At 60.1% G+C, this 20,996-nt stretch carries 11 protein-coding genes and 2 pseudogenes; 11 read left to right on the top strand and 2 right to left on the bottom strand.

Features of this window, described 5'->3' with window-relative positions; all coding sequences use genetic code 11:
• Positions 1-205: 205 nt before the first annotated feature.
• The 8 genes and pseudogenes from PIQ37_RS11830 to PIQ37_RS11865 form a co-directional block, all read left to right on the top strand.
• Positions 206-4,390, top strand: a pseudogene (locus PIQ37_RS11830) (hemagglutinin repeat-containing protein); the annotation flags it as partial.
• The gene (locus tag PIQ37_RS11835) at positions 4,387-4,695 is read left to right on the top strand and encodes a hypothetical protein (RefSeq protein ID WP_342073617.1); all 309 of its coding nucleotides are present in this window, start codon (positions 4,387-4,389) and stop codon (positions 4,693-4,695) included. The pseudogene PIQ37_RS11830 and the gene PIQ37_RS11835, both read left to right, overlap by 4 nt.
• A 143-nt stretch (positions 4,696-4,838) precedes the next feature.
• Positions 4,839-6,629, top strand: a complete 1,791-nt coding sequence (locus PIQ37_RS11840) for a hemagglutinin repeat-containing protein (protein ID WP_342073618.1) — start codon at positions 4,839-4,841, stop codon at positions 6,627-6,629.
• The gene (locus PIQ37_RS11845; protein ID WP_342073619.1) at positions 6,626-7,045 is read left to right on the top strand and encodes a hypothetical protein; all 420 of its coding nucleotides are present in this window, start codon (positions 6,626-6,628) and stop codon (positions 7,043-7,045) included. Before PIQ37_RS11840 ends, PIQ37_RS11845 begins: the two co-directional genes overlap by 4 nt.
• 58 nt (positions 7,046-7,103) lie before the next feature.
• Entirely contained in the window at positions 7,104-7,514 is a 411-nt protein-coding gene (locus PIQ37_RS11850) for a DNA/RNA non-specific endonuclease (protein WP_342073708.1), read from the top strand.
• A 62-nt stretch (positions 7,515-7,576) separates the two neighbouring features.
• Positions 7,577-7,909: a hypothetical protein gene (locus tag PIQ37_RS11855; RefSeq protein ID WP_342073620.1), complete on the top strand. Its 333-nt coding sequence runs from the start codon at positions 7,577-7,579 to the stop codon at positions 7,907-7,909.
• A gap of 323 nt (positions 7,910-8,232) precedes the next feature.
• A pseudogene (locus PIQ37_RS11860) lies at positions 8,233-8,685 on the top strand (hemagglutinin repeat-containing protein); the annotation flags it as partial.
• 94 nt (positions 8,686-8,779) lie between these two features.
• Positions 8,780-9,430 (top strand): YceH family protein, encoded by a 651-nt coding sequence (locus tag PIQ37_RS11865; RefSeq protein WP_342073621.1) that lies wholly within the window; start codon positions 8,780-8,782, stop codon positions 9,428-9,430.
• Between the two features lie 239 nt (positions 9,431-9,669).
• Here PIQ37_RS11865 and PIQ37_RS11870 read toward each other — a convergent pair whose 3' ends face one another.
• Together PIQ37_RS11870 and PIQ37_RS11875 are read right to left on the bottom strand one after the other, a co-directional pair.
• Positions 9,670-10,212 carry a DinB family protein gene (locus PIQ37_RS11870; RefSeq protein WP_342073622.1) on the bottom strand — a complete coding sequence of 181 codons (543 nt, stop codon included), beginning with the start codon at positions 10,210-10,212 and terminating at the stop codon, positions 9,670-9,672.
• A gap of 2 nt (positions 10,213-10,214) precedes the next feature.
• The gene (locus PIQ37_RS11875) at positions 10,215-10,751 is read right to left on the bottom strand and encodes a GNAT family N-acetyltransferase (protein ID WP_342073623.1); all 537 of its coding nucleotides are present in this window, start codon (positions 10,749-10,751) and stop codon (positions 10,215-10,217) included.
• Positions 10,752-10,965: 214 nt separating this feature from the next.
• On the opposite strand from PIQ37_RS11875, the gene PIQ37_RS11880 reads away from it, so the two are divergent.
• From PIQ37_RS11880 to PIQ37_RS11890, 3 genes are all read left to right on the top strand, one after another.
• Positions 10,966-12,747 carry an autotransporter assembly complex protein TamA gene (locus tag PIQ37_RS11880; protein ID WP_342073624.1) on the top strand — a complete coding sequence of 594 codons (1,782 nt, stop codon included), beginning with the start codon at positions 10,966-10,968 and terminating at the stop codon, positions 12,745-12,747.
• Positions 12,744-16,583 (top strand): translocation/assembly module TamB domain-containing protein, encoded by a 3,840-nt coding sequence (locus PIQ37_RS11885; protein WP_342073625.1) that lies wholly within the window; start codon positions 12,744-12,746, stop codon positions 16,581-16,583. Before PIQ37_RS11880 ends, PIQ37_RS11885 begins: the two co-directional genes overlap by 4 nt.
• A gap of 107 nt (positions 16,584-16,690) precedes the next feature.
• A complete protein-coding gene (locus PIQ37_RS11890) occupies positions 16,691-20,962 on the top strand; it encodes an RHS repeat domain-containing protein (protein ID WP_342073626.1) in 4,272 nt (1,423 codons plus the stop codon).
• The last annotated feature ends 34 nt before the right edge of the window (positions 20,963-20,996 follow it).

Below are 20,996 nucleotides of genomic sequence, written 5' to 3' on the forward strand. Positions count from 1 at the left end.
GGGGTGCAGGTCTGCCAGGGTTTACGGTAGATGCCCGTAGTCAAGGAGACGTCGCGCTCCGCGACCAAGCAGGGCAGCAGCTGCATAAAGCTATTCTTGGACCTCGGCAGCGTCACCGCTTTCAGCTTCATGCTTTCTTCCTGCGCAGCTTCGGCCGGGCCTTCGTCCGTGTAGCCTTGATCTACTAAGCTAGTTTCACCGTGACGCCCTGCAGGCCGGCCACGACCTGTCGCTGACCCCGGTCGCCGACACCAACGGCAAGGCCACGGTGCGCACCAGCATCGCCACCGGCGGCAGCCTGCAATTGGCCGCCGGCAACGACCTCACCATCCGCCAGGCCCAAGTGAAGGCCGATGGCAACCTGATCGCCGCGGCCGGGCACGATCTCAACGTGACCTCGGTGCTGGGCGACAGCCGCACCGTCACCGACCAGACCCGCCAGGGCAAGACCAGGGTCGTCACCACCACGACCACCCAGGACATCGACCAGCAGGCGCTCACCGCCGGCGGCAACCTGGTGCTCAGCGCCGGCCACGACGTCAACCTGACCGCCGCCAAGCTCGACGCCGGCAACGGCCTGGCCGTGGTCGCCGGCAACGACCTCAACAGCACCACCCTGACCACGGTCGACAGCAGCACCACCCTGGAGACGCGCAAGCGCTTCAAGCAGACCACCAGCACCCGCGACGAGACCGTCCACGGCAGCGAGTTCACCGCTGGCGGCGACATCGCCCTGCAGTCCGGCCACGACGTGAACCTGACCGCGGCCAAGGCGTTCACCGAGACCGGTGCGCTGGCCGTGTCCGCCGGCAACGACGTCAACCTGCTCGCCGCGCAGGAGCAGCACGACGCTGTGCAGGACATGCAGAAGAAGAAAAAAGGCTTCCTGTCCAGCAAGACCACGACCACGCACGACGAGTGGCACGACAGCACCGCAGTGGCGACCACGCTCAGCGGCGACACCGTGCAGATCGCCGCGGGCCACGATCTGCTCTCGCAGGGCGCGCAGGTCGCCGGCACCGGCAATGTTGTCGTTGCTGCGGGCAACGACCTGACGCTGGAGACGGCGCAGAACACGCATAGCGAAGAGCACGACAAGAAGGTCAAGAAGACCGGTCTGTACAGCGGCGGCGGCTTCAGCGTCACCCTGGGTGCGAGCAAGCAGACCAATACGCTCGACACCACCGAAGTGAGCCAGAGCGGCAGCCTGGTAGGCAGTACCGATGGCTCCGTCACCCTCACAGCTGGCAATGCCGTGGCGATCACCGGCAGCGACGTGCTGAGCAAGACCGGCACCGCCATCGTCGGCAAGGACGTCACCATCGCCGCGGTCGAGAACCGCGTGGACACGGTGCAGACGTCCAAGCAGCAGAGTGCCGGGATCAGCCTTGGATTGACCGGTGGCTTGGTCGATGCGGCGCAAACCGCGTACGGGGCGGTCAAGCGTGGCTCGGACGTAGACGACGATCGGCTCAAGGCGCTTTATGCGGCGAAGGCCGGTTACGCGATCGGCGATGCGGCTGGTCTGGCCAGCAATGGCCTGAAGGGCTACAACGGCGAAGCAGTTGCCGGCAACATGACGAAAACCGGTGACGCGTCAGCGGGCGGCGCTCAGGGAGCGGCCAACGCCACAGGCGTGAGCCTGCGCATCGGCATCGGCGCCAGCAGCTCGTCCAGCAAGACGACGACCCACGAAGAGACCACCGGCGGCAGCCGCATCCTCAGCGACGGCAATGTGACCATCGCGGCCACGGGCGGCGATCTCAACGTCATCGGCAGCAAGATCGCCGGCGACAACGTGGCACTGGCCGCGGCGAACAACCTCAACCTGCTGAGCCAGCAGGAAACCAACACGACCAAGGCGGAGAACAAGAACGCCGGTGGCGAAATCGGCGTCAGTGTCGGCGCAACGACCGGCTACTACCTGACCGTGTCGGCCGGCAAGGGCAACGCCAAGGGCAACAGCAATCTCCACACCGAAAGCGTGGTCACGGCCAACGACACGCTGACCTTGGCCAGCGGCAACGACACCACGATCAAGGGTGCGCAGGCGATTGGCGACACCGTGCTGGCCAAGGTCGGCGGCGACCTGCTGATCCAGAGCGAGCAGGACACCAACGACTACAAGAGCAAGCAGCAGCAGGCCAGCCTGACCCTGGCGACCGGCTCCGGGAGTGGTGGCAGCTACAGCCAGCAGAAGGTCAACAGCAGCTACACCAGCGTCAAGGAACAGAGCGGCATCCAGGCGGGCAACGGTGGATTCGATATCACCGTCGGCGGCGACACCCATCTCATTGGCGCCGCCTTCGCCAGCACCGCCGACGCTGACAAGAACCGCCTGTCCACCAACGGCTTGACGGTGGAGGACCTGCAGAACAAGGCCGAGTACAAGAGCAGTGGCGTGTCGGTCGGCGGTGGGACCGGAAGCAGCATGGTCAGTGTTGCCGCGCGTACCGGGCTGAGCATGCTCGGTAACAGCAGCGACAGCAGCAGTAGCACCACCAAGAGCGACATCGCAGCTGGCACGGTGGAGGTGCGCAACGGCGACACCGCGGCGCTGTCGGGCCTGGACCGCAAGACCACCGAGTTGCAGCAGTCGGGCCTGAAGGAAATCTTCGACGAGAAGAAGATCGCCGAGCAGAAGGAGTTGGCCGCGGTGGCTGGCGAAGTCGGGTTCCGTGTAGCGGGCGACGTTGCCGTAGACATGCAGCATAAGGCGCAAACAGATCTCGCCCAGGCCCAGGCGGCCGGCGATCAGGCGGGAATAGACGACGCACTGTCGCGCCTGGCGAGCTGGGGTGATGGTGGAACTGCGAAGACCTTGCTGCATGGCGTCACTGGCGCTGCGGTAGCGGCGCTTGGTGGTGGCGATGCGCTCAGCGGAGCAGTTGGCGCCGCCGTATCCGAAAAAGCAAAGCAGGCAATGTTCGACTATCTGCTCGCTCAGGGACTCTCGCCGAATGATGCGACGTTCAATAGCTTGATGGAACTGGGCAGTGCCGCATTGGGCGGCTTGGGCGGTCAGCAGACTGGAGCCAATACTGCATTGGCAGGCGAACAGTTTAATCGTCAGCTCCATCCAGTCGAACTCAGCTTCATTGCAGCAAAAGCCGACGACTACGCTGCATATGCCGGTATCAGCGAGAAAGAAGCCGTGCAGTTGTTGATTAATGCAACGCTTGACCAAGTGGATAACGACGCGCAGCAGCATACAAGGAGCAAAGACGCAGCAACATACCAAGCAGCTTTTAATTGGCTTGCCTATGAAGCGGCAAAAGTCAATCTTGGCTTCACTAATGAAAAGGGTCAGTCGCAACAGGCATTTACAGCGACTATTGGCCAGTTCTATGACTCGACTCTATTCGATGGCCCGTATCGTGGAACGCTCTTCACCAAGTTGACTGACAAAGTTTTGGGGACCAACTGGACTGGAACATTCTCGATCTCGAATGATAAGTATCTTTCCACTGCAGCTGATCTAAAGTTGGAGGGACAGTACCAAGAATGGCGCGCGACCCGGCCAGCGGACGTCTCAAAATGGAGCGACGAAGATCTGAACACGATGGTTGGCTTCGTTCAGAAGAACGATCTTCGGAAGCTGGCGCAATTCGGCATCTTTGGTCCGCCTGGCGCCACCTGGGTATCGTTGTCCGATGGCGACTACAAAACAGTCGTCAATGATGCGGCAGTGAATATTGCAAGCGGCGTCGTACCTGTGGGTTCGGTGGGCCGCTCCATTGAACACACTGCAGAAGTTGTGTCAGACGTTTCTAGTGAAGTTAGAAACGCGGATAGAGTGGCTGAAGCAAACATTTTAGATAAAATCGGTGACAAAAAAATCACTGGCGCAGTAAATGTAGAAACACCAATCGTAAAAGTTAATACCGGAGGCGCCATAAAGGGTACTCATGAATATGAGTTGCTTAACAATCCTGGCGCGAGAGCGGCTAATACAAGGTATGAGCTTGATAATGGTAACTCTTTCACGACTAACAGTGCTGGCCAGGTAGAGGAACTCACCTTTACGCCGGTTAAAAGTAAGGTGCCACGAGACGCGAGACAAACGGAAGCAGGAAAGCAAGGGCGCACTACAGATGTTGGCGGACATGCCCAAGCGTGTAGTCAGGGAGGCACCTGTGACGGTTATAATTTGTTCCCGCAGGACGGAAATTTCAATAATTCTGCTTATAAGGTATTCTATGAGAATGAAATTAAAAAGGCGCTAAATGATCCGAAGGTAACTGTGGGCCCAACTACCATAAGATTCAATAGAGCCACTCCCAGTTCGCCGAGGCCGGATACAATATCTGTAAAGTATACTATTGATGGGAAAACAACAACGCGGATTTTTGAAAATGAAGCTAATAAAATCCCATGGGATGAAAAATGATCACTAAAGACTTTGATATAATCAAAGAGATTTTTTCAATCATAGATAATGGTATCATCGAAGGTTATGATTCTTTCAATTTTGAGGTTAAAGTTGAAGTTGGTTACATCGACACCCAGTTAACAGTGGAAAGAAACGGAACTGTGACAACTGATGCCAAGACGGATATCAATGATGCAGTGTTATATGCACTAGTAAAGCGTCTTAGAGAAAGCGCTGCGCAACGTGGGGAGTGTTGGGCTTCTTTTGTTATCTCTTACAGAATTGGTGAGCAAGTAAAAACAAATTTTAAATACAGCAAATAATAATGACCGCAAAGTGGTAATTGTGTGTCCTGCTATAGGGCGGCACCGTACTCAACACCACGGCCGATCTGAGCAACACCGGCACCATCAGCGGCGCCAATGTCAGCGCCAACGTCGGCACCCTGCTCAACCAGGGCCGCATCGTGTCCAGCGGCACCGTGGCGTTGCAGGCCAATCAGGACCTGCTCAACCTCGGCGGCCAGATCGCTGGCCGCGACGTGCTGCTCAGTGCCGGCCGTGACCTCACCAGCACCACCCGCGACGCCCTCGCCGGCGGCGACCTGCGGTCGGGCATCACTGCCGGCAACAACCTGCTGCTGCAGGCCGGCCGCGACCTCAGCCTCACCGGCACCACCGTGCAGGCCGGCAACAGCGCCGCACTGCTGGCGGGCAACAACCTCACACTGCAGCCGATGCAGAACCTGGTCAGCGCGTTGGTCGGTGGTGTCGCCGGCGGCGAGACTGGCGCCAGCGTTGCAGTGGATGGAGAGAACTTCAACCGGCAGCTGCATCCGGACGAGCTGAAGAAGATCAATGCCAATGCTGCCACGTTCGCAGCGATGGAATGTGGCGATGCATGCACACCACAACAGGTGGAAGCCGCGCGGCAGCGCCTGATCGTCCAGGCCATGCGTCAAACGGATAGCCGTTGGGACAGCATCCTAGGTATGGGGGGACTAGTCGCCCAGGACGGAAATGCACAAAGTTTCCTGTCATCAATCACACAGACCAAGGGCAATTACACAGACTTTGGCTCCGACTGGGCCCAGTACAACGATCACTCGATGTTCGCCGACGCCTTGCGTGGCACACCAGCGCTTGATCAGGTGTACGGCGCAGTGCTGCGCACCGCAACGAGTCAGGACGACCAGCGCCACTTGCTGCAGGCGCTGAACCGCACGGATGCTGGCTGGACCGATGACTATGTCCATGGCGTCTTGAATCGAGACGCATGGGCCATCGGGACGACCTTCACTGGCGATGTCGGGTTCGTCGCGGATGTAACGCACAAGCTGGCGACGGGAGATGCAAAGGGCGCTCTCAGTGCGGTCGCCGGGGCCGTAGTGCTGTCCAAGGTCGGTGAGTTGGGTGGAATCGTTGCCGGCAAGGCCGTCACCATCATCAAGGAAGCCTTGAATTCAACCAAGGGCGCTTCTGATTCGGTGCTGCCGTTGGTGGTGAAGGAGACTGCAACGACCGGCACTGCGGGAGATGTACTCACTGAAGTGCCGTTGTTGAAGCCAGAGGCGCCCAACCCGAACAGCGTGGTGGATGTGCCCAGAGGCAATGGAATCGATACCTCTGGTTTGGCTGGCTTCCCTGAGGTGCCTCCTGGCTATAGCAGGTTGAAGTCGGGAGGAGCCGCCGCGAATGAGACAGGTGGGCTGCCCGAAGGATATCGTCGGCTAGTAAGCAATGATGGTGAAAATGTTATCCAGGGGCCTGCAGGAGAGATCTATGGAAGTGAAGAACTACTTACGCAGGCTTTAAAGTCCGACGTAAAGTTTGTTCCTTCGGATCCGGTTAAAGTGTCAGATGCCCACAGCGTTAATACGATAACAGAGGCCACTAGGTTCGGCGCTGGAAATCGTACTGTCGCTAAGACTGTCGCCAAGGGAGACGTAAATCTTCAGATTGACATTGATGAGATTAGTGCAGGTAAAGCGAAATTGCTTGAAAATGGCGACGTCTTAACTTCATCCGGGCGCGTGTACGGAACTCATCCGGGGAGCTCTACAGTATTTCCTAAGAGCGGCCCAGGATTAATTCAATTATCGCAAGCAGAGTTTGGGATTTACAAGGAGATGGTAAAAGGCGGTGGTTTGCAAAACAATGCACTCAAGCGTTTGGAGGCCCTTTTGAAATCTGGAAACAAAGGAGTTGATGAATTTTCTGAAGAAAAGCTTGTTGAACTATTTAGGAGCAAGAAATGAGCATTTCCCTTTTTGAAATTTCCCTGAAAGAAAAATTCATTTTTACGGACTTAGCTGCCGTGCTACCGGCCTGCATAGGTATGGGAGTAAAATACACGGTCGAATATGATTCCTTTTTTTCTCTTTCCCTGGAGGAGCAGGAGGTTTCAGTTGGACTTGACTTTGTATATTCTAGAATTGGTTACAAGACATTAATTAATGGCATTTCTTGCGTTGATTTATCTGGAAAAGCATTAGGCGAGTTCGCATCTCGCATTTCTATTGCCCTGGAAACAGAAGTAGTAATTGGGGACTACATTATGGATACTGAGATGGCCACGGGGCGTTATCTCATATATTATCCGGATGGATCATTTAGACATGCTTACGAAATAAAAAATGGCGATGGCATATTTAATGTGACTGTCGCAGACTAGGAAGGTGTCTGTACAAGCAACAGATCCGAGTGTGGCTGATTAAAATGTAAATTGGTGTATTTATCTTCGTTTTGAGGGCGGGTGGAGTAAAGAACTAAATAAGCCCGAGCCAAACACTGTTTATAATGTTGACGGGAATAAGGTGTATAGAACAAACTCGAACGGCGACGTTGAGTATGTTGAGGCGAGTTTGTCTCTAAGCACTAAGGATAGAAATACCTATCAGCAATGTAAGGCAGGAAAATGTGGCTTCGTAGACGACGAAGGCGGTCACCTTGTAGCAAGCATTTTCGACGGTCCGGGTGAAAAGTTAAACTTGGTTGTTATGAATTCCAACCTCAACAAGGGTGCTTGGAAAGCAATGGAGAATAAATGGGCGGAGGCACTAAAAGATGGAAAGTCTGTAAAGGCTACAATTGAACCCATGTACTCGGGAAAGACGCGTCCTGATGAGTTTGTTGTTAAATAACAAATAGGCTCGGATCCCCCTAAAAGAGCTGTCTTTAAAAATCAACCGGGAGGCTAATCGCTGTGAAAGATGGCAATGATATATACAAGGAAATTGCCGGCATATTATTGAATGTAGCGCCGGAAAACTCAGAAAAGGTAAAGCTGATCGCAGAAATGAAGTACGGAGATGATCATTGCGAATTTGAATATTGGGCTACCGATAGTTTGGGCCGAGAAGCGTGGTTCAGCCCACAGGAGGCACGAACGGATGTCTTGTTGATGAATTTATTGGTGGAACTCCGTTCTTATTTCAGGGCTAACAATCTTTTTAAAGGTTCGCGCCCTTGGATAGGAGCGATCGTGGCTATAGATATATCTAAGCAAAAGATATCATTGGACTTCTCCTATGAATGAGGATCCAAGCAGCTTTAGTCGGTTCTGAAGAGTAGCTTTCATCGGTTTCAGGAGTCTGTAGATTAGAATGTGCAGTTGGCGTCTGAGGCAGTCCCACTGATGCCAGAAGAGCAGGACCGCGCAACTGAGTAAAGCGACCTTGTTTATCTAATAAGGTTTGTAGGCGAGATCGATGCTCTCCCTGCGGCCATGGCTCGGACCAGGATGAGGCTTAACCGCCGGCACAATTCAGCTCTTTAAAAACCAGATCAGTCGAGTGGCCTGCTCGGCAGTAGCACGAGTTTATCTTGGGCATGCAGAACGTCAGCTATAGCGACGGTATCCTGCTGGCCGGCCACGACCTGTCGCTGACCCCGGTCACCGACGCCAACGGCAAGGCCACGGTGCGCACCAGCATCGCCACCGGCGGCAGCCTGCAACTGGCCGCCGACAACGACCTCACCATCCGCCAGGCCCAAGTGAAGGCCGATGGCAACCTGATCGCCGCGGCCGGGCACGATCTCAACGTGACCTCGGTACTGGAGGACAGCCGCACCGTCACCGACCAGACCCGCCAGGGCAAGACCAGGGTCGTCACGACCACCACGACCCAGGACATCGACCAGCAGGCGCTCACCGCCGGCGGCAACCTGGTGCTCAGCGCCGGCCACGACGTCAACCTGACCGCCGCCAAGCTCGACGCCGGCAACGGCCTGGCAGTGTTTGCCGGCAACGACCTCAACAGCACCACCCTGACCACGGTCGACAGCAGCACCACCCTGGAGACGCGCAAGCGCAAGGACATGGCACCGAGATCATTACGGCAGCAGCCCGCAGAGCCGAAACTCTCAAGCAGTATGCTTCGCCCCTGACCAGCAAGAAGCCAATACCATGACCGACACCCCCACCATCCCCGTTCTCTCCACCATCGAAGCCCGCGCCCTCGGCTGTCTGATCGAGAAGGAGGCGACCACGCCGGATGCGTATCCGCTCACGGTCAATGCGACGGTGGTGGCGGCCAATCAGAAAACCTCTCGCGAGCCGGTGATGACCTTGAGTCCGGGCGATGTCCAGCATGCGCTGCGGCAACTGGAGGGGCGTGGGTTGGTGCGGCAGCAGTTCTCTTCGCGCGCCGAGCGCTACGAGCATCGGTTGGCCGCAGCGTTGGATCTGACCCAGCAACAGGTGGCCTTGCTCGGCCTGCTGCTGTTGCGCGGTCCGCAGACGGCCAATGAGTTGCTGACGCGTGCCGAGCGCATGGCGCGCTTCGCCGATGCGGACGACGTCCGGCATCAGTTGGAACGACTGGCGCAGCGTCAGTTGGCGTTGCAGTTGCCGCGTGCCAGCGGGCAGCGTGAGGACCGTTACATGCACTTGCTCACCGGTCCGGTGGATGCGGAAGCGTTGGCGGCCACGTTCAAGGCGCGGCCGGCGGCGTCGGGGAACGACGAGTTGGAAGGCCGGGTGCAGGCGCTGGAGGCCGAGGTGGCGGAGTTGCGCGAGATCGTGGCGCAGTTGCAGGCGCAGCTCGCGTCCGAGTGACGCAGCGCTGGCGTGCCTCTAGGAGAGCCTCCACTTAACTACGGACGCTCACTTGTAGGAGCGGCTTCAGCCGCGACGCGCATTTCCTGGATCGTCTGTCGCGGCTGAAGCCGCTCCTACAAGCGCGACGACAGAACCCGCAAAGCCGCGGCAAAGGCGGCCGATGCAAAGGCGCGTTACCAGAGGTGCCTTAAACGCCCAAAGGCACTCATCAAGCGCAGCGCCCCGCGATCGCAAGATCACCCCGCCTCCACCTGCGGAATCACCGCCAGCATGTCGGTGACACCAACATCGGCACCCGCCTGGCTGAGCAGGGTGGTGGCCTGGCCGCGATGGTGGGTCTGGTGGTTGAAGAAGTGCAGCAGCAGGTCGCCGAAGCGCCGGCCGTGCGATTCGCCACGGGTGTTGCGATAGCGCAGCGCCACATCGAGGTCGTCGGCATGCAGTTGCGACATCCACTCGGCGATCGTCGCATCCAGCGCCTCGCGCTGCGTCCGCAGATCCGCCAGGCAGTCGGCCTGCGGCGCATCCAGGGCGGTGGGGACCGGCGTGGCGGCGATGGCCTGCAGCGCCGGGTGCCGTGCCGGATGCTGGGCGAAGCGCTGCAGCCAGATCGTGTCGGCCACCACCAGATGGTTGAGCGTGCCCAGCAGCGACCCGAAGAAGGCACCGCGCGGCTCGGTGATCGCGGCGTCCGGCAGGGTCGCGGCCGCGGCGTAGAGACGCTGGTTCATCCAGTGGCTGTAGTTGGCGAACAGCCGCAGTGTGTGCAGGGTGTCCATGCTCAGGCGTGCTCCTCGGGCGCATCCAACTCGCAACGATACAGCTCGACCTCGGCCGCCTCTGGGCTCAGGCGCACACGCCCCTGGGCGACGAAGCCTAGCGCGGCGAGCAGCCGCAGCGAGCGCGCATTGCCCGGGGCCACGATGGCGTAGACCCGTGGCAGCGCCAGCACGCTGCGCGCGTAGTCCAACACCGCGCGCGCCGCCTCGCTGGCGTAGCCCTGGCCTGCATAAGGTTGCAGCAGGGCATAGCCCAGATCGGGCGCGGGCAGGGTCGGCCGCAGCACCAGCCCCGCCACGCCGAGCCAGGCGCCGTCGTCGCGGCGCTCCACCGCATACAGGCCGAAGCCGTGCTCGGCGTAGCTGCGCACAGAGCCGTCGGTGAGGTAGCGGCTGGCCTGCGCTTCGTCGCGCACGCCGCGGTCGCCGATATGCGCCAGGAAGCCGGGGTCGTTGAGCAGGGCCAGCATCGGCGCGGCGTCGCGCGCGGGGTCCAGTCGGCGCAGTACGAGGCGCGCGGTCTCGATCACGGTGGACATGCGGCGCTCCTGCGGGTTGGGGCGCCAGCGTGGCGCCGTCGCCACGGCTTGGCAAGGGCGCAGGCGCAGCGCGGTTCCTGGCGTAGACGCTCTGATGCCGTGAGCCCGGGAAGCACGAAATGCCCCTGCGCAATGCCGCGCGTCCGACATCCCGGTCACGCATAACAAACGTCTAGTTAACAGCTTCACATGGGGTGCCGGTATTCTGACGCCCATGCGACCCATCCCCCGTCTCGCCACCTTCCTGTCCCTGCTCTCCCTGGCCGGCCTCGCCGAGGCCCGTGGCGTCATCGAAAAGGTGCAGATCCAGGGCCTGAACAAGGACGACGACGCGGCGATGATCGAGAACATCCAGGTCTCGCTGTCGCTGTACGACGCCATCGGCAAGGACCAGGGCGAGTCGCGCCTGGAGTACCTGCTGAGCCAGGCCGAGCGGCAGACACGGCAGGCGCTGGAGCCGTTCGGCTACTTCACCCCCACCATCACCGTCGAGGCGCCGCGCCAGGACGACAAGCTGACCGTGGTGGTGCACGTGGACAAGGGCGAGCCGATCCGGGTGCGCAATTTCCATGTGGGCATCACCGGCCCGGCCGAGGACGACCGCTACCTGGGCGACGACCTGAAGAACTTCCGCCCGCGCAAGGGAGACATCTTCGTCAGCAGCGTCTACGAGACCAGCAAGGTCACCATCACCCGGCGCCTGGCCGAGCGCGGCTACTTCGATGCCGACTTCACCCAGCGCAAGGTCGAGGTGACCCGCGCCGACCACGCCGCCGACATCGACCTGAGCTGGGACAGCGGCCGCCGCTACAACATGGGCCCGATCCGCTTCCACCAGGACTACTTCAACCAGAAGCTGTTCGATCCGCTGGTGTACTGGAAGGAAGGCAGCTACTACCACGAGGGCAAGCTCGACCGCCTGCGCGAGTCGCTGGTCAAGCTCGACTACTTCAGCGTGATCGACATCCAGCCCAAGCCGGAGGAGGCCGACGCCAACGGCGACGTGCCGGTGGACGTCAACCTCACCCGCGCCAAGCGCAGCATCTACACCGCCGGCCTCAGCTACGGCAGCGAGAGCGGCGCCGGCGTGCGCCTGGGTGTGGACCGCCGCTACGTCAACGCGCGCGGGCACAAGCTCAGCACCCAGCTGGACTACGCGCAGAAGCGCAAGAGTTTCATCACCAGCTACCGGATCCCGGCGTTCCGCTGGCTCGACGGCTGGTACACCACCTCGCTGCGCGTCTACGACGAGCAGACCGACTACATCGACCTGCGCAACGTCAAGCTCACCGGCAGCCGCAGCGGCCAGATCAACGAGCACTGGACCGCCATCGCCTCGATCAATGCGCTGCGCGAACGCTGGCGCTACGCCACCGACGAGGTCTTTGACGGCGCGCTGTACCAGACTTCCACGCTGTTCTATCCGCAGATCGAAGCCGATTACGTCGGTGTGGACGACAAGGTGTTCCCGCGCAAGGGCTTCAGCGGCAACATCAGCCTGCGCGGCGGTGCCGAGGGCGCGGGCTCGGATGCCAGTTTCGTGCAGGCGCAGATGCGGGTGAACTGGTTCCACGGCATCGGCGACAACGACCGCCTGATCCTGCGCGGCGAAGCCGGCAGCACCTGGACCGACGCGCTGGTAGCGATGCCGCCGAGCCTGCGGTTCTTCGCCGGCGGCGACAACAGCATCCGCGGCTACGCGTTCCGCGAGGTCGGCCCGCGCACGCCGCGGCCGGACCGTTTCGCGCTCGGCGCCAAACACGTGCTCACCGGCAGTGCCGAGTACGAGCACTACTTCAAGGGCGGGCCGTGGGGTGGGGCGGTGTTCGTCGATAGCGGCAGCGCGTTCGACGATACCCCTGACTGGCATACCGGCGTCGGCTTCGGCCTGCGCTGGCGCTCCCCGGTCGGCCCGGTGCGGGTGGACATCGCCCACGGCCTCAACGATCCGGATTCGCAGTTCCAGCTCTATCTCAACATCGGAGCCAACCTGTGAGCGCGCCGATCGAGCCGACGTCGCCTGCCGCGCCGCCGCCGCGGCGCCCGCGTTTTTACCGGCGCAAGCGGTTCTGGTGGGGCTCGGCGCTGACCATTGCCGGCCTGGTGCTGCTGGCGGTGATCGCGCTGTACTGGTTGCTGCAGACCGTGGCCGGGCGCGACGTGCTGCTGGCGCAGGTGGTGGCGCGGCTGCCGGCCGGCTCAACGCTCACCTGGGATCGCGCCGAAGGGCCCCTGGCCGGTCCGCTGACCCTGCACAACCTGGACTTCCGCTACAACGAGATCCACTTAACCGCCGAGCGCGCCTACCTGGATCCGGACATCCGTCCGCTGCTCGGGCGCAAGCTGCAACTGGATGCGCTGGAACTGACCAACGCCACGCTCAACCTGGCCAAGAGCGACGAACCATTCGAACTGCCGCGCTGGCCGCAGTCGCTGCCGCAGATCGAAGTGCCGCTGGCCCTGCAGGCCGACCGCATCGCGATCGATGGCCTGCGCATCACCCAGGCGCAGCAGCCGATGATCGACATCCGCACGCTGCGCGGCGGCGTGGAAGTGGCCAGCGGCGAGTTCCACGCCACCCAGGTGGTGGTGAACAGCGACCGCGGCGATTTCCGCGCCAATGGCGACTATCTGCCGGGGCAGGACTACAAGGCCGACCTCACCGCCAGCGCGGTGCTGCCGGCGGCGCGTGGTCGCACCCCGGCGCGCCTGGGCCTGGTCGCGCGCGGCGACCTGGACAAGATGGAAGTGGCGATCGCCGGCAATGCGCCGGCGCCGCTGCGTGCCACCCTCGTGTTCACCGGCCGCACCGATCCGGTGTGGCAGTTCGCCGCCAGCAGCAAGGCGCTGGATCCGTCGCTGCTGGTGCCACCGGCCGACGATGCGCCGGCGTCGGTGCCGCTGGCCTTCGACCTGCGTGCGAACGGCAAGGGCGGCAACGCCGATCTGCAGGGCGAGCTGTCGCGCGACGGGCAAAAGCTCGTGCTCGATCCCTCGCACCTGAGCCTGGACAACCAGGTACTCACCGTCGCGCCGCTGCAACTGCGCGCCTTCGACGGGCAACTGCGCCTGCGCGGCACCGCCGATCTGCGCGACCCGAACAACACGCAGCTGCGCTTCGCGGTCAACGCCAGCGGCATGAGCTTCGCCACCGCGCCGGACCCGTCCACCCCGGACGCACCGGCGGTGCCGATCAAGCTGGTCGAGGCCAACCTGGGCGTGGCCGGCACGATGAAGCAATGGGCCACCTACGGCGAGGCCACCGTCGCCCGCGGCAAGGACAGCGCCAAGCTGCAACTGGACGTGCGCGGCGACGATCGCCAGGCACAGTTGAAGCAGGTGCGCGCGACCATGCCCAGCGGCACGCTCGACCTGGGCGGCAACGTGGCCTGGGTGCCGGAATTGAACTGGGACGTGCAAGGCACGCTGGCCGGATTCGACCCGGGCTACTTCGCGCCGGGCTGGGACGGCAAGCTGTCCGGCACCTTCGCCTCGCAGGGCAAGCAGTTGCCTGCGCGGCCGGACGGCAGCGCGGCCGGCTACCAGGCCACGCTCGATATCCCGCGCTTGAACGGGCGCCTGCGCAGCCGCGCCCTCGACGCCAACGCCAAGCTCGCGCTGCAGGGCAGCCAGGGCGAGGGCAAGCTGCAACTGAGCCTGGGCGACAGCCGTCTGCAGGCGCAGGGCAAGGTCGGCGACCAGCTCGACATCGACGCGCAACTGCAGCCGCTGCAACTGGCCGACCTGCTGCCCGGCGGCGCCGGCAGCCTGCGCGGCAGCATGCAGATCAAGGGCCGCCGCGATGCCCCCGACCTCACCGCCGACCTCACCGGCAGTGGCCTGAAGTGGGATAGCTACAGCGCCGACAACCTCAGCCTGCGCGGGCGCCTGCCCTGGCGCGGCAACGGCGGTGAACTGGCCCTGCGCGGCAGCGCGATCAATGCCGGCGTGCTGCTGCAGACGTTGAGTGTGGATGCACGCGGCGCGGTCGAGAACCTGCAACTCGATGCCAAGACTGAGAACGACATGGGTGCGCTGGCCCTGGCTGGGCAGGTGCGTCGCGACGGCACGCGCTGGCAGGGCGCCTTGAACACGCTGCGCATTGCGCCGGCCAAGGGCGAACCGTGGCAGTTGCGGCAGGCAGCCAATTTCAGCGTGGCCGGCAGCGCCTTCAGCCTGTCCGAGAGCTGCCTGGCGCCGGGCAGCGGCGGTGCCTTGTGCGTGTCCGCCGACTGGCCGAAGCAGGGCCTGACCCTGCGCGGCGACGCCCTGCCGTTGGCGCTGGTGCAGCCATGGCTGCCGCCGAGCAACGGCCGCAAGATGTACCTGCGCGGCGACCTGTCCATCGACGGCAGCTTCAAGCCGGCCGGCAACGCCTGGCAGGGTTCGCTGCGCCTGGCCTCGCGCGAAGGCGGCCTGCGCCTGGGCGACAACGCCCGCGGCGAATTGGTGCGCTACGACCAGTTCAGTTTCGTCACCGATTTCAGCGCCCAGCACATCCATTCCAAGCTCGGCATCGGCTTCCAGGGCGACGGCTTCGTCGACGCCACCGTCGACACCGGCTGGGACGCGTACGCGCCGTTGAATGGCGAGATCTACATGAACATGGCGCGGCTGTACTGGCTGGAGCTGTTCTCGCCCGATCTGGTGCGGCCCAAGGGCTTGGTCGAAGGCCATGTCAGCCTGCGCGGCACCCGCTCGCAGCCGGCGATGGGTGGCGACGCCACGCTGAGCAACTTCACCGGCGAACTGCCGGCGCTGGGCCTGACCCTGAGCGAAGGCAAGGGCCGCTTCGACGCGCAGCCGGACGGCTCGGCGCGCATCGTTGCCTCGGTGAAGTCCGGCGAGGGCACGCTCAACGTCGATGGCGGGCTGTCCTGGTACGGCGACCGCACGCCGCTGCAGTTGAACATCCGCGGTACCAACGTGCTGGTCTCCAACACAGCCGAACTGCGCGCGGTGGCCAATCCCGACCTGCAGTTCGGCATCGCCAACAAGACCATGATGTTGAGCGGCCAGGTCACCGTGCCCTCGGCCGACATCGACCTGGAGCGGCTGGACCGCGGCACCTCGCTGTCCGAGGACGTGGTGGTGCTGGACCCGGCCGACCCCGAGGCCACGCCGACCTCGCCGCTGGAGATGGACCTGCGCGTGACGTTGGGCGACCAGGTCAAGATGGCCGGCTTTGGCCTCAAGGGCGCGCTGACCGGCGCCATGCAGGTGCGCTCGCGGCCGGGCCGCGAAACCACCGCCACCGGCGGGCTGGACGTCAGCGGCAAATACAAGGCGTACGGGCAGGACCTGACCATCACCCGCGGCCAGCTCACCTGGAGCAACAACATCGTCTCCGACCCGCGCATCAACATCCGCGCGCAGCGCCAGGTCGGCGACGTCACCGCCGGCATTGACGTCACCGGACGCGCCACCGCTCCGCATGCGGATGTGTGGTCGGACCCGTCGATGTCGCAATCCGAAGCGATGTCCTACCTGGTGCTGGGCCGCAGCCTCAGCAACACCAGCAGCGCCGAAGCCGACCAGGTCACCGCCGCGGCCAGCGCCCTGTCGGCCGGCAGCGGCCTGCTCGCCTCGCAACTCGGCGCAAGGCTCGGCTTCGACGACGCCGGCGTCAGCCAGTCGCGCACCCTCGGCGGCTCGGTCGTGGGTTTCGGCAAATACCTCTCGCCGAAACTCTACGTCAGCTACGGCGTGTCGCTGATCGGCAGCGGCTCGGTGCTGACGCTGAAATACCTGCTGGGCCGCGGCTTCGATGCCGAGGTGGAATCGAGCACGGTGGAGAACCGTGGGTCGGTGAATTGGCGGAAGGAGAAGTAGTGCTTGGACTGGGGAGGTCGAGGCGTGAAATTTTCTTGACAAATTTCTCGAATACCATGCAAGTTATGTAACTGCCGGCGTCGCGCCGGTGGCTAAAGGGGCGATTAATGTTCATTCATCGGCAGGGAGGGCGTAATATCGCCCTTCTTTTTTGTCTGTTTTTACTTGGCACCAAAGAAGCGCTCTCGGCAGTAACGCCAGAAGATGAATTTGTTACTCGAATTCGCAGTTCCCAAGATTTAAAGCCAATTGGGAATAGCCCGTTTGGTGAGAATGTTGATCTATATACCGGTCAGATTTCATTCCGGCAGACTGATATTGATCAGCCAGGAATTGGTTTGCCTATCCAATTGATACGCGAGCTTAGTGCCAACGACCTCGTTGATGACCGGGCTTTTGGTGATTGGTGGCTAGAGGTGCCTAGCATTCGCACAATTACTGTGCCAGAGAATGACTTCTTTAGTAACAAGCGCTGCAGTAACTTTAGCAGGGCGCCTGATGTCTCTTTTGTTGTGCGAGAACACCATTCAAGCGTATATCTGACCGCTGATCAATGGTGGGGAGGATACCAGCTGGAGATACCTGGAAGTGGGCGCCAAGATTTGTTAAAGCGTGACCCCAATAATACGAATGTGCCCCAAATGATTGGAGCCGATGGCAGCAAGCTTGAGTTCCCCATTGTTACTAAAAAAAATTGGGTAGTAGCCTGCCTGCCAAATATTGCAAATGACTCAGGTGGCAATAGCTTCAGTGATAAAACTGGAGAAGGATTTTTAGTGGTCTCTCCCGAGGGGACGAAGTATTGGATGAATTGGCTTATATACCGTGAATACGCCGATGCAACACGGGGGCCTCGCACTTCGGACGCGGGGAGACAGATGGCGATAATGATGGCGACTCGGGTCGAGGATCGCTATGGAAATAGTCTGTCATATGAATACGACCCCTCTGGGAATCTGACCAAGATTCAGTCCAGCGACGGAAGGACTTTAACTTTAGCTTATGAAAGCTGGGACGGATGGCAGAGAAATCTTACATCAAAGTCTAAAAATAGCAGGGTTATTTCTGCAACCATTCAGGCTTCGGATGCTCCATCAAGAACATGGAGATACGCGTATAGCACTGATTCAGAAAATCCCGGGTCCTTAATTTCAGTCACTTTGCCAGATCAAACATTCTGGAGCATCAGTGCTCCTAATTCAGCTTATAATCCTTTTATAACCCATGGACTAGGGTCTAAATGGGGGTCTTACTCTGCATATAGCTTGGATGACTGCGCTTCTTCTTTCTCCAAATCCTCAGATACTTTCGAAGTAGTCATCCGCCACCCCACTGGGCTCGTCGGCACTTTTACTATTGGATCGCTTGTTAGAGGTCGATCCTATGTTCCCTTTGATTGTGGAAAACAATATCAAGACAGCAAGTTCAACTACGTAAAAATAAGAAATTTGTATAACGTTCTAGACTTGGTTGCTAAAAAAATGTCCGGGCCTGGCGTCAACGAACAACAGTGGATTTATCGCTATTCTGACCCCGGGAATAGCTGGAGTAAGGACTGTAGCGCTGGTTGCACGGATACAGTGTGGACAGATGTGAAGCAGCCAAACGGATCAATAACGCGATATACATTTAGCAATCGTTACGATTCTACGGAGAGTCTTCTTCTGAAATATGAGACATATTCAGGTGACGTGGGCTCAGCCCTGGCTCGCTCTGAAAAATACGCATATGCTAGACCAAACTCCGGTCCTTGGCCGAATGTCGCCGGCGATGCGTTTCTCGAAAATATCAATAAAGAACAAGTCACATCTATATCTCCTCGCTTGGAGAGGGAAATATTTCAAGATGGCGACTTGTACTACTATTCCGTTGAGAAATTTGATAATTTGGCCCGGCCGATCTCGTTCACTCGTACAAGTCCTTGGACTAGCCGTAGCGATAATATTGACTACATGGACAGTCGCTCTAAATGGGTGCTGGGCCAGCTAGAAAAAGAAGTCAATATTAATACGGGCATAATAGAATCAGAGTTTGAGTACGATGCAGAGACGGCAAATTTAATTAAAAAATATAGCTACGGAAAATTGCAGAAGTCATTTAGTTACAACCCAGACGGCACTATGGCGACAGTTTCTGACGCGAATGGAAATGTTACAAGGTTCGCTAACTGGAAGCGAGGCACGCCGCAAGCAGTAACTTTTGCGGACAATTCTTCAGTTGCGCTTAAAGTCAACGATGATGGTTGGATTACGGCAAGGTCGGATGAAAACGGCTACATCACTAGCTATTCATACGACATAATGGGGAGGATGGCAGGTACGTCATATCCTACAAATGATAATGTCACTTGGAGTGCTACAAGTCGATTGATTGAACAAGTTAATGCCAGTGAATATGGTCTGGCGGCCGGTCATTGGCGGCAAACAATAACCACCGGGAATGCGAGAAGAGAAATCTATCTCGATGCATTCTGGCGACCGGTCTTGACGAGAGAATACGATGCTACCGACATTGCATCGACCCAGCGATTTCAGCGATTTGCCTACGACAGCGATGGTAGGCAGATTTTCGCTTCTTATGTTGGTGCCTCGGACAATTTGACCACGGGAAAATGGACAAGCTATGACGTACTCGGTCGGCCAGTTTCCGTTTCGCAAAATTCCGAGCAGGGGTTGCTTACAACGCTGACGGAATACTTGCAGGGAAATAAGACGCGGGTGACAGATCCGCGTGGTAACCAGACGGTGACCGGCTACCAAGTCTTCGACCAACCTGACTACACGAAGCCCGTTTGGATCCAACATCCCGAAGGGGCCTACACCGACATCAACCGGGACATCTTCGGCAAGCCGCTCTCCATCCGCCGCCACGACGCCAACGGCGCCGTGGCGGTTACGCGCAGCTACGTCTACGACACCTATCGGCAACTGTGCAAGACAGTGGAACCGGAAACCGGTGCCACCGCCAATGGCTACGACGCTGCCGGCAATCTGGTGTGGAGTGCGGCGGGCTTGGCGTTGCCCAGCACTACATCGTGCGATGCGGATTCCGCCTTCGCCTCCGGCCGCCGGGTCGATCGCAGCTACGACGTGCGCAACCGGATCAGGGCGCTGAGCTTCCCGGATGGCAACGGCAACCAGGCCTGGAGCTATTGGCCGGATGGGGCGGTCAAGCAGATCACCACCACCAATAACGGCGTCGCCACTTACAATAGCTACGCCTACAATAAGCGCCGCCTGCTTATTGCGGAAAGCCAGGGCCAGGCCGATGGCGAGACCTGGGCGCTGGGCTACGCCTATGATGCCAATGGCAATCTTGCCGCGCACCGGTATCCATCGGGACAGATGGTGGATTACGCGCCCAATGCCCTGGGCCAACCGACGCAGGCGGGCAGCTACGTCACTGGCGTAAGCTACTATCCAAACGGCGCGATCAAGCAGTTCACCTACGGCAACGGCATCGTCCACACCATGACGCAGAACGCGCGTCAGTTGCCGGATACCAGCCGTGATGCCTACGGTGATATCGCGCTCCTCAGCGACGGCTACGACTACGACGCCAACGGCAACGTCGCCGGGATCAGTGACGGCGCCACCGGTCGCGGTGGGCGCGGCAATCGCGACATGACCTACGACGGGTTGGATCGCTTGACTTCCACCAAGTCTGCGATGTTCGGTTCCACGCCTGCAAGCTACAGCTACGACGTCCTCGACAACCTGATCCACGTCGTCGCGCCGGGCCGTGATCACTATTACTGCTACGACGCAAACTGGCAGCTCACCAACGTCAAGACCGGCAGTTGCGGCGGCAGCACGGTCATCGGCATGAGCTATGACTCGCAAGGCAACCTCAGCAACAAGAATGGCCAGGCCTTCGTGTTCGATTACGGCAACCGCCTGCGCCAGGCGACCGGCAAGGAGACCTATCGCTACGACGGCAACGGCCGCCGCACGTTGGCGCTGCAGAGCGCCGGCAACATCGGCTCGCTGTACGACCAGTCTGGGGCACTGCGCTTCCAGAAGAATCAGCGCAAGTCCAAGTCCACCGACTACATCCTACTGGGCGGCAGCCTGGTTGCCGAAGCCGACTGGCCGCTGGGTCAACTTGCTTCAGTCAAGGACTACGTGAACTGGAACCCGGTCTCCGGCGCGACCCGCTATGTGGTGGAAGAGAGCGTGGATGGTGTCACCTGGACCTCGGTGTATGACGGCAGCCAGGGCAACTGGACCTCGTTGGCCAGGCCGGCAGGGACCTATTCGTATCGCGTGACTGCATGCACGGCGGACGGCAACTGCACCGCGGCTTCGAACGTGACGCATGACCAGCGGCCAGCAGTGGATATCGTGCCATTGCTGTATCAGCTGCTGTTGAATGGTTGAAGGTCGCGGTGCCGAAAGAACAGCATCCGCAAAA

The organism is Xanthomonas protegens (genome assembly GCF_038442435.1).
In the GTDB taxonomy this organism is placed as follows: Bacteria; Pseudomonadota; Gammaproteobacteria; order Xanthomonadales; family Xanthomonadaceae; genus Xanthomonas_A; species Xanthomonas_A sontii.

Coding starts and splice junctions, on each gene's coding strand:
- PIQ37_RS11835 (WP_342073617.1), top strand. CDS start 4,387: ATGATCACTAAAGACTTTGATATAATCAAAGAGATTTTTTCAATCATA.
- PIQ37_RS11845 (WP_342073619.1), top strand. CDS start 6,626: ATGAGCATTTCCCTTTTTGAAATTTCCCTGAAAGAAAAATTCATTTTT.
- PIQ37_RS11865 (WP_342073621.1), top strand. CDS start 8,780: ATGACCGACACCCCCACCATCCCCGTTCTCTCCACCATCGAAGCCCGC.
- PIQ37_RS11870 (WP_342073622.1), bottom strand. CDS start 10,212: ATGGACACCCTGCACACACTGCGGCTGTTCGCCAACTACAGCCACTGG.
- PIQ37_RS11875 (WP_342073623.1), bottom strand. CDS start 10,751: ATGTCCACCGTGATCGAGACCGCGCGCCTCGTACTGCGCCGACTGGAC.
- PIQ37_RS11880 (WP_342073624.1), top strand. CDS start 10,966: ATGCGACCCATCCCCCGTCTCGCCACCTTCCTGTCCCTGCTCTCCCTG.
- PIQ37_RS11890 (WP_342073626.1), top strand. CDS start 16,691: ATGTTCATTCATCGGCAGGGAGGGCGTAATATCGCCCTTCTTTTTTGT.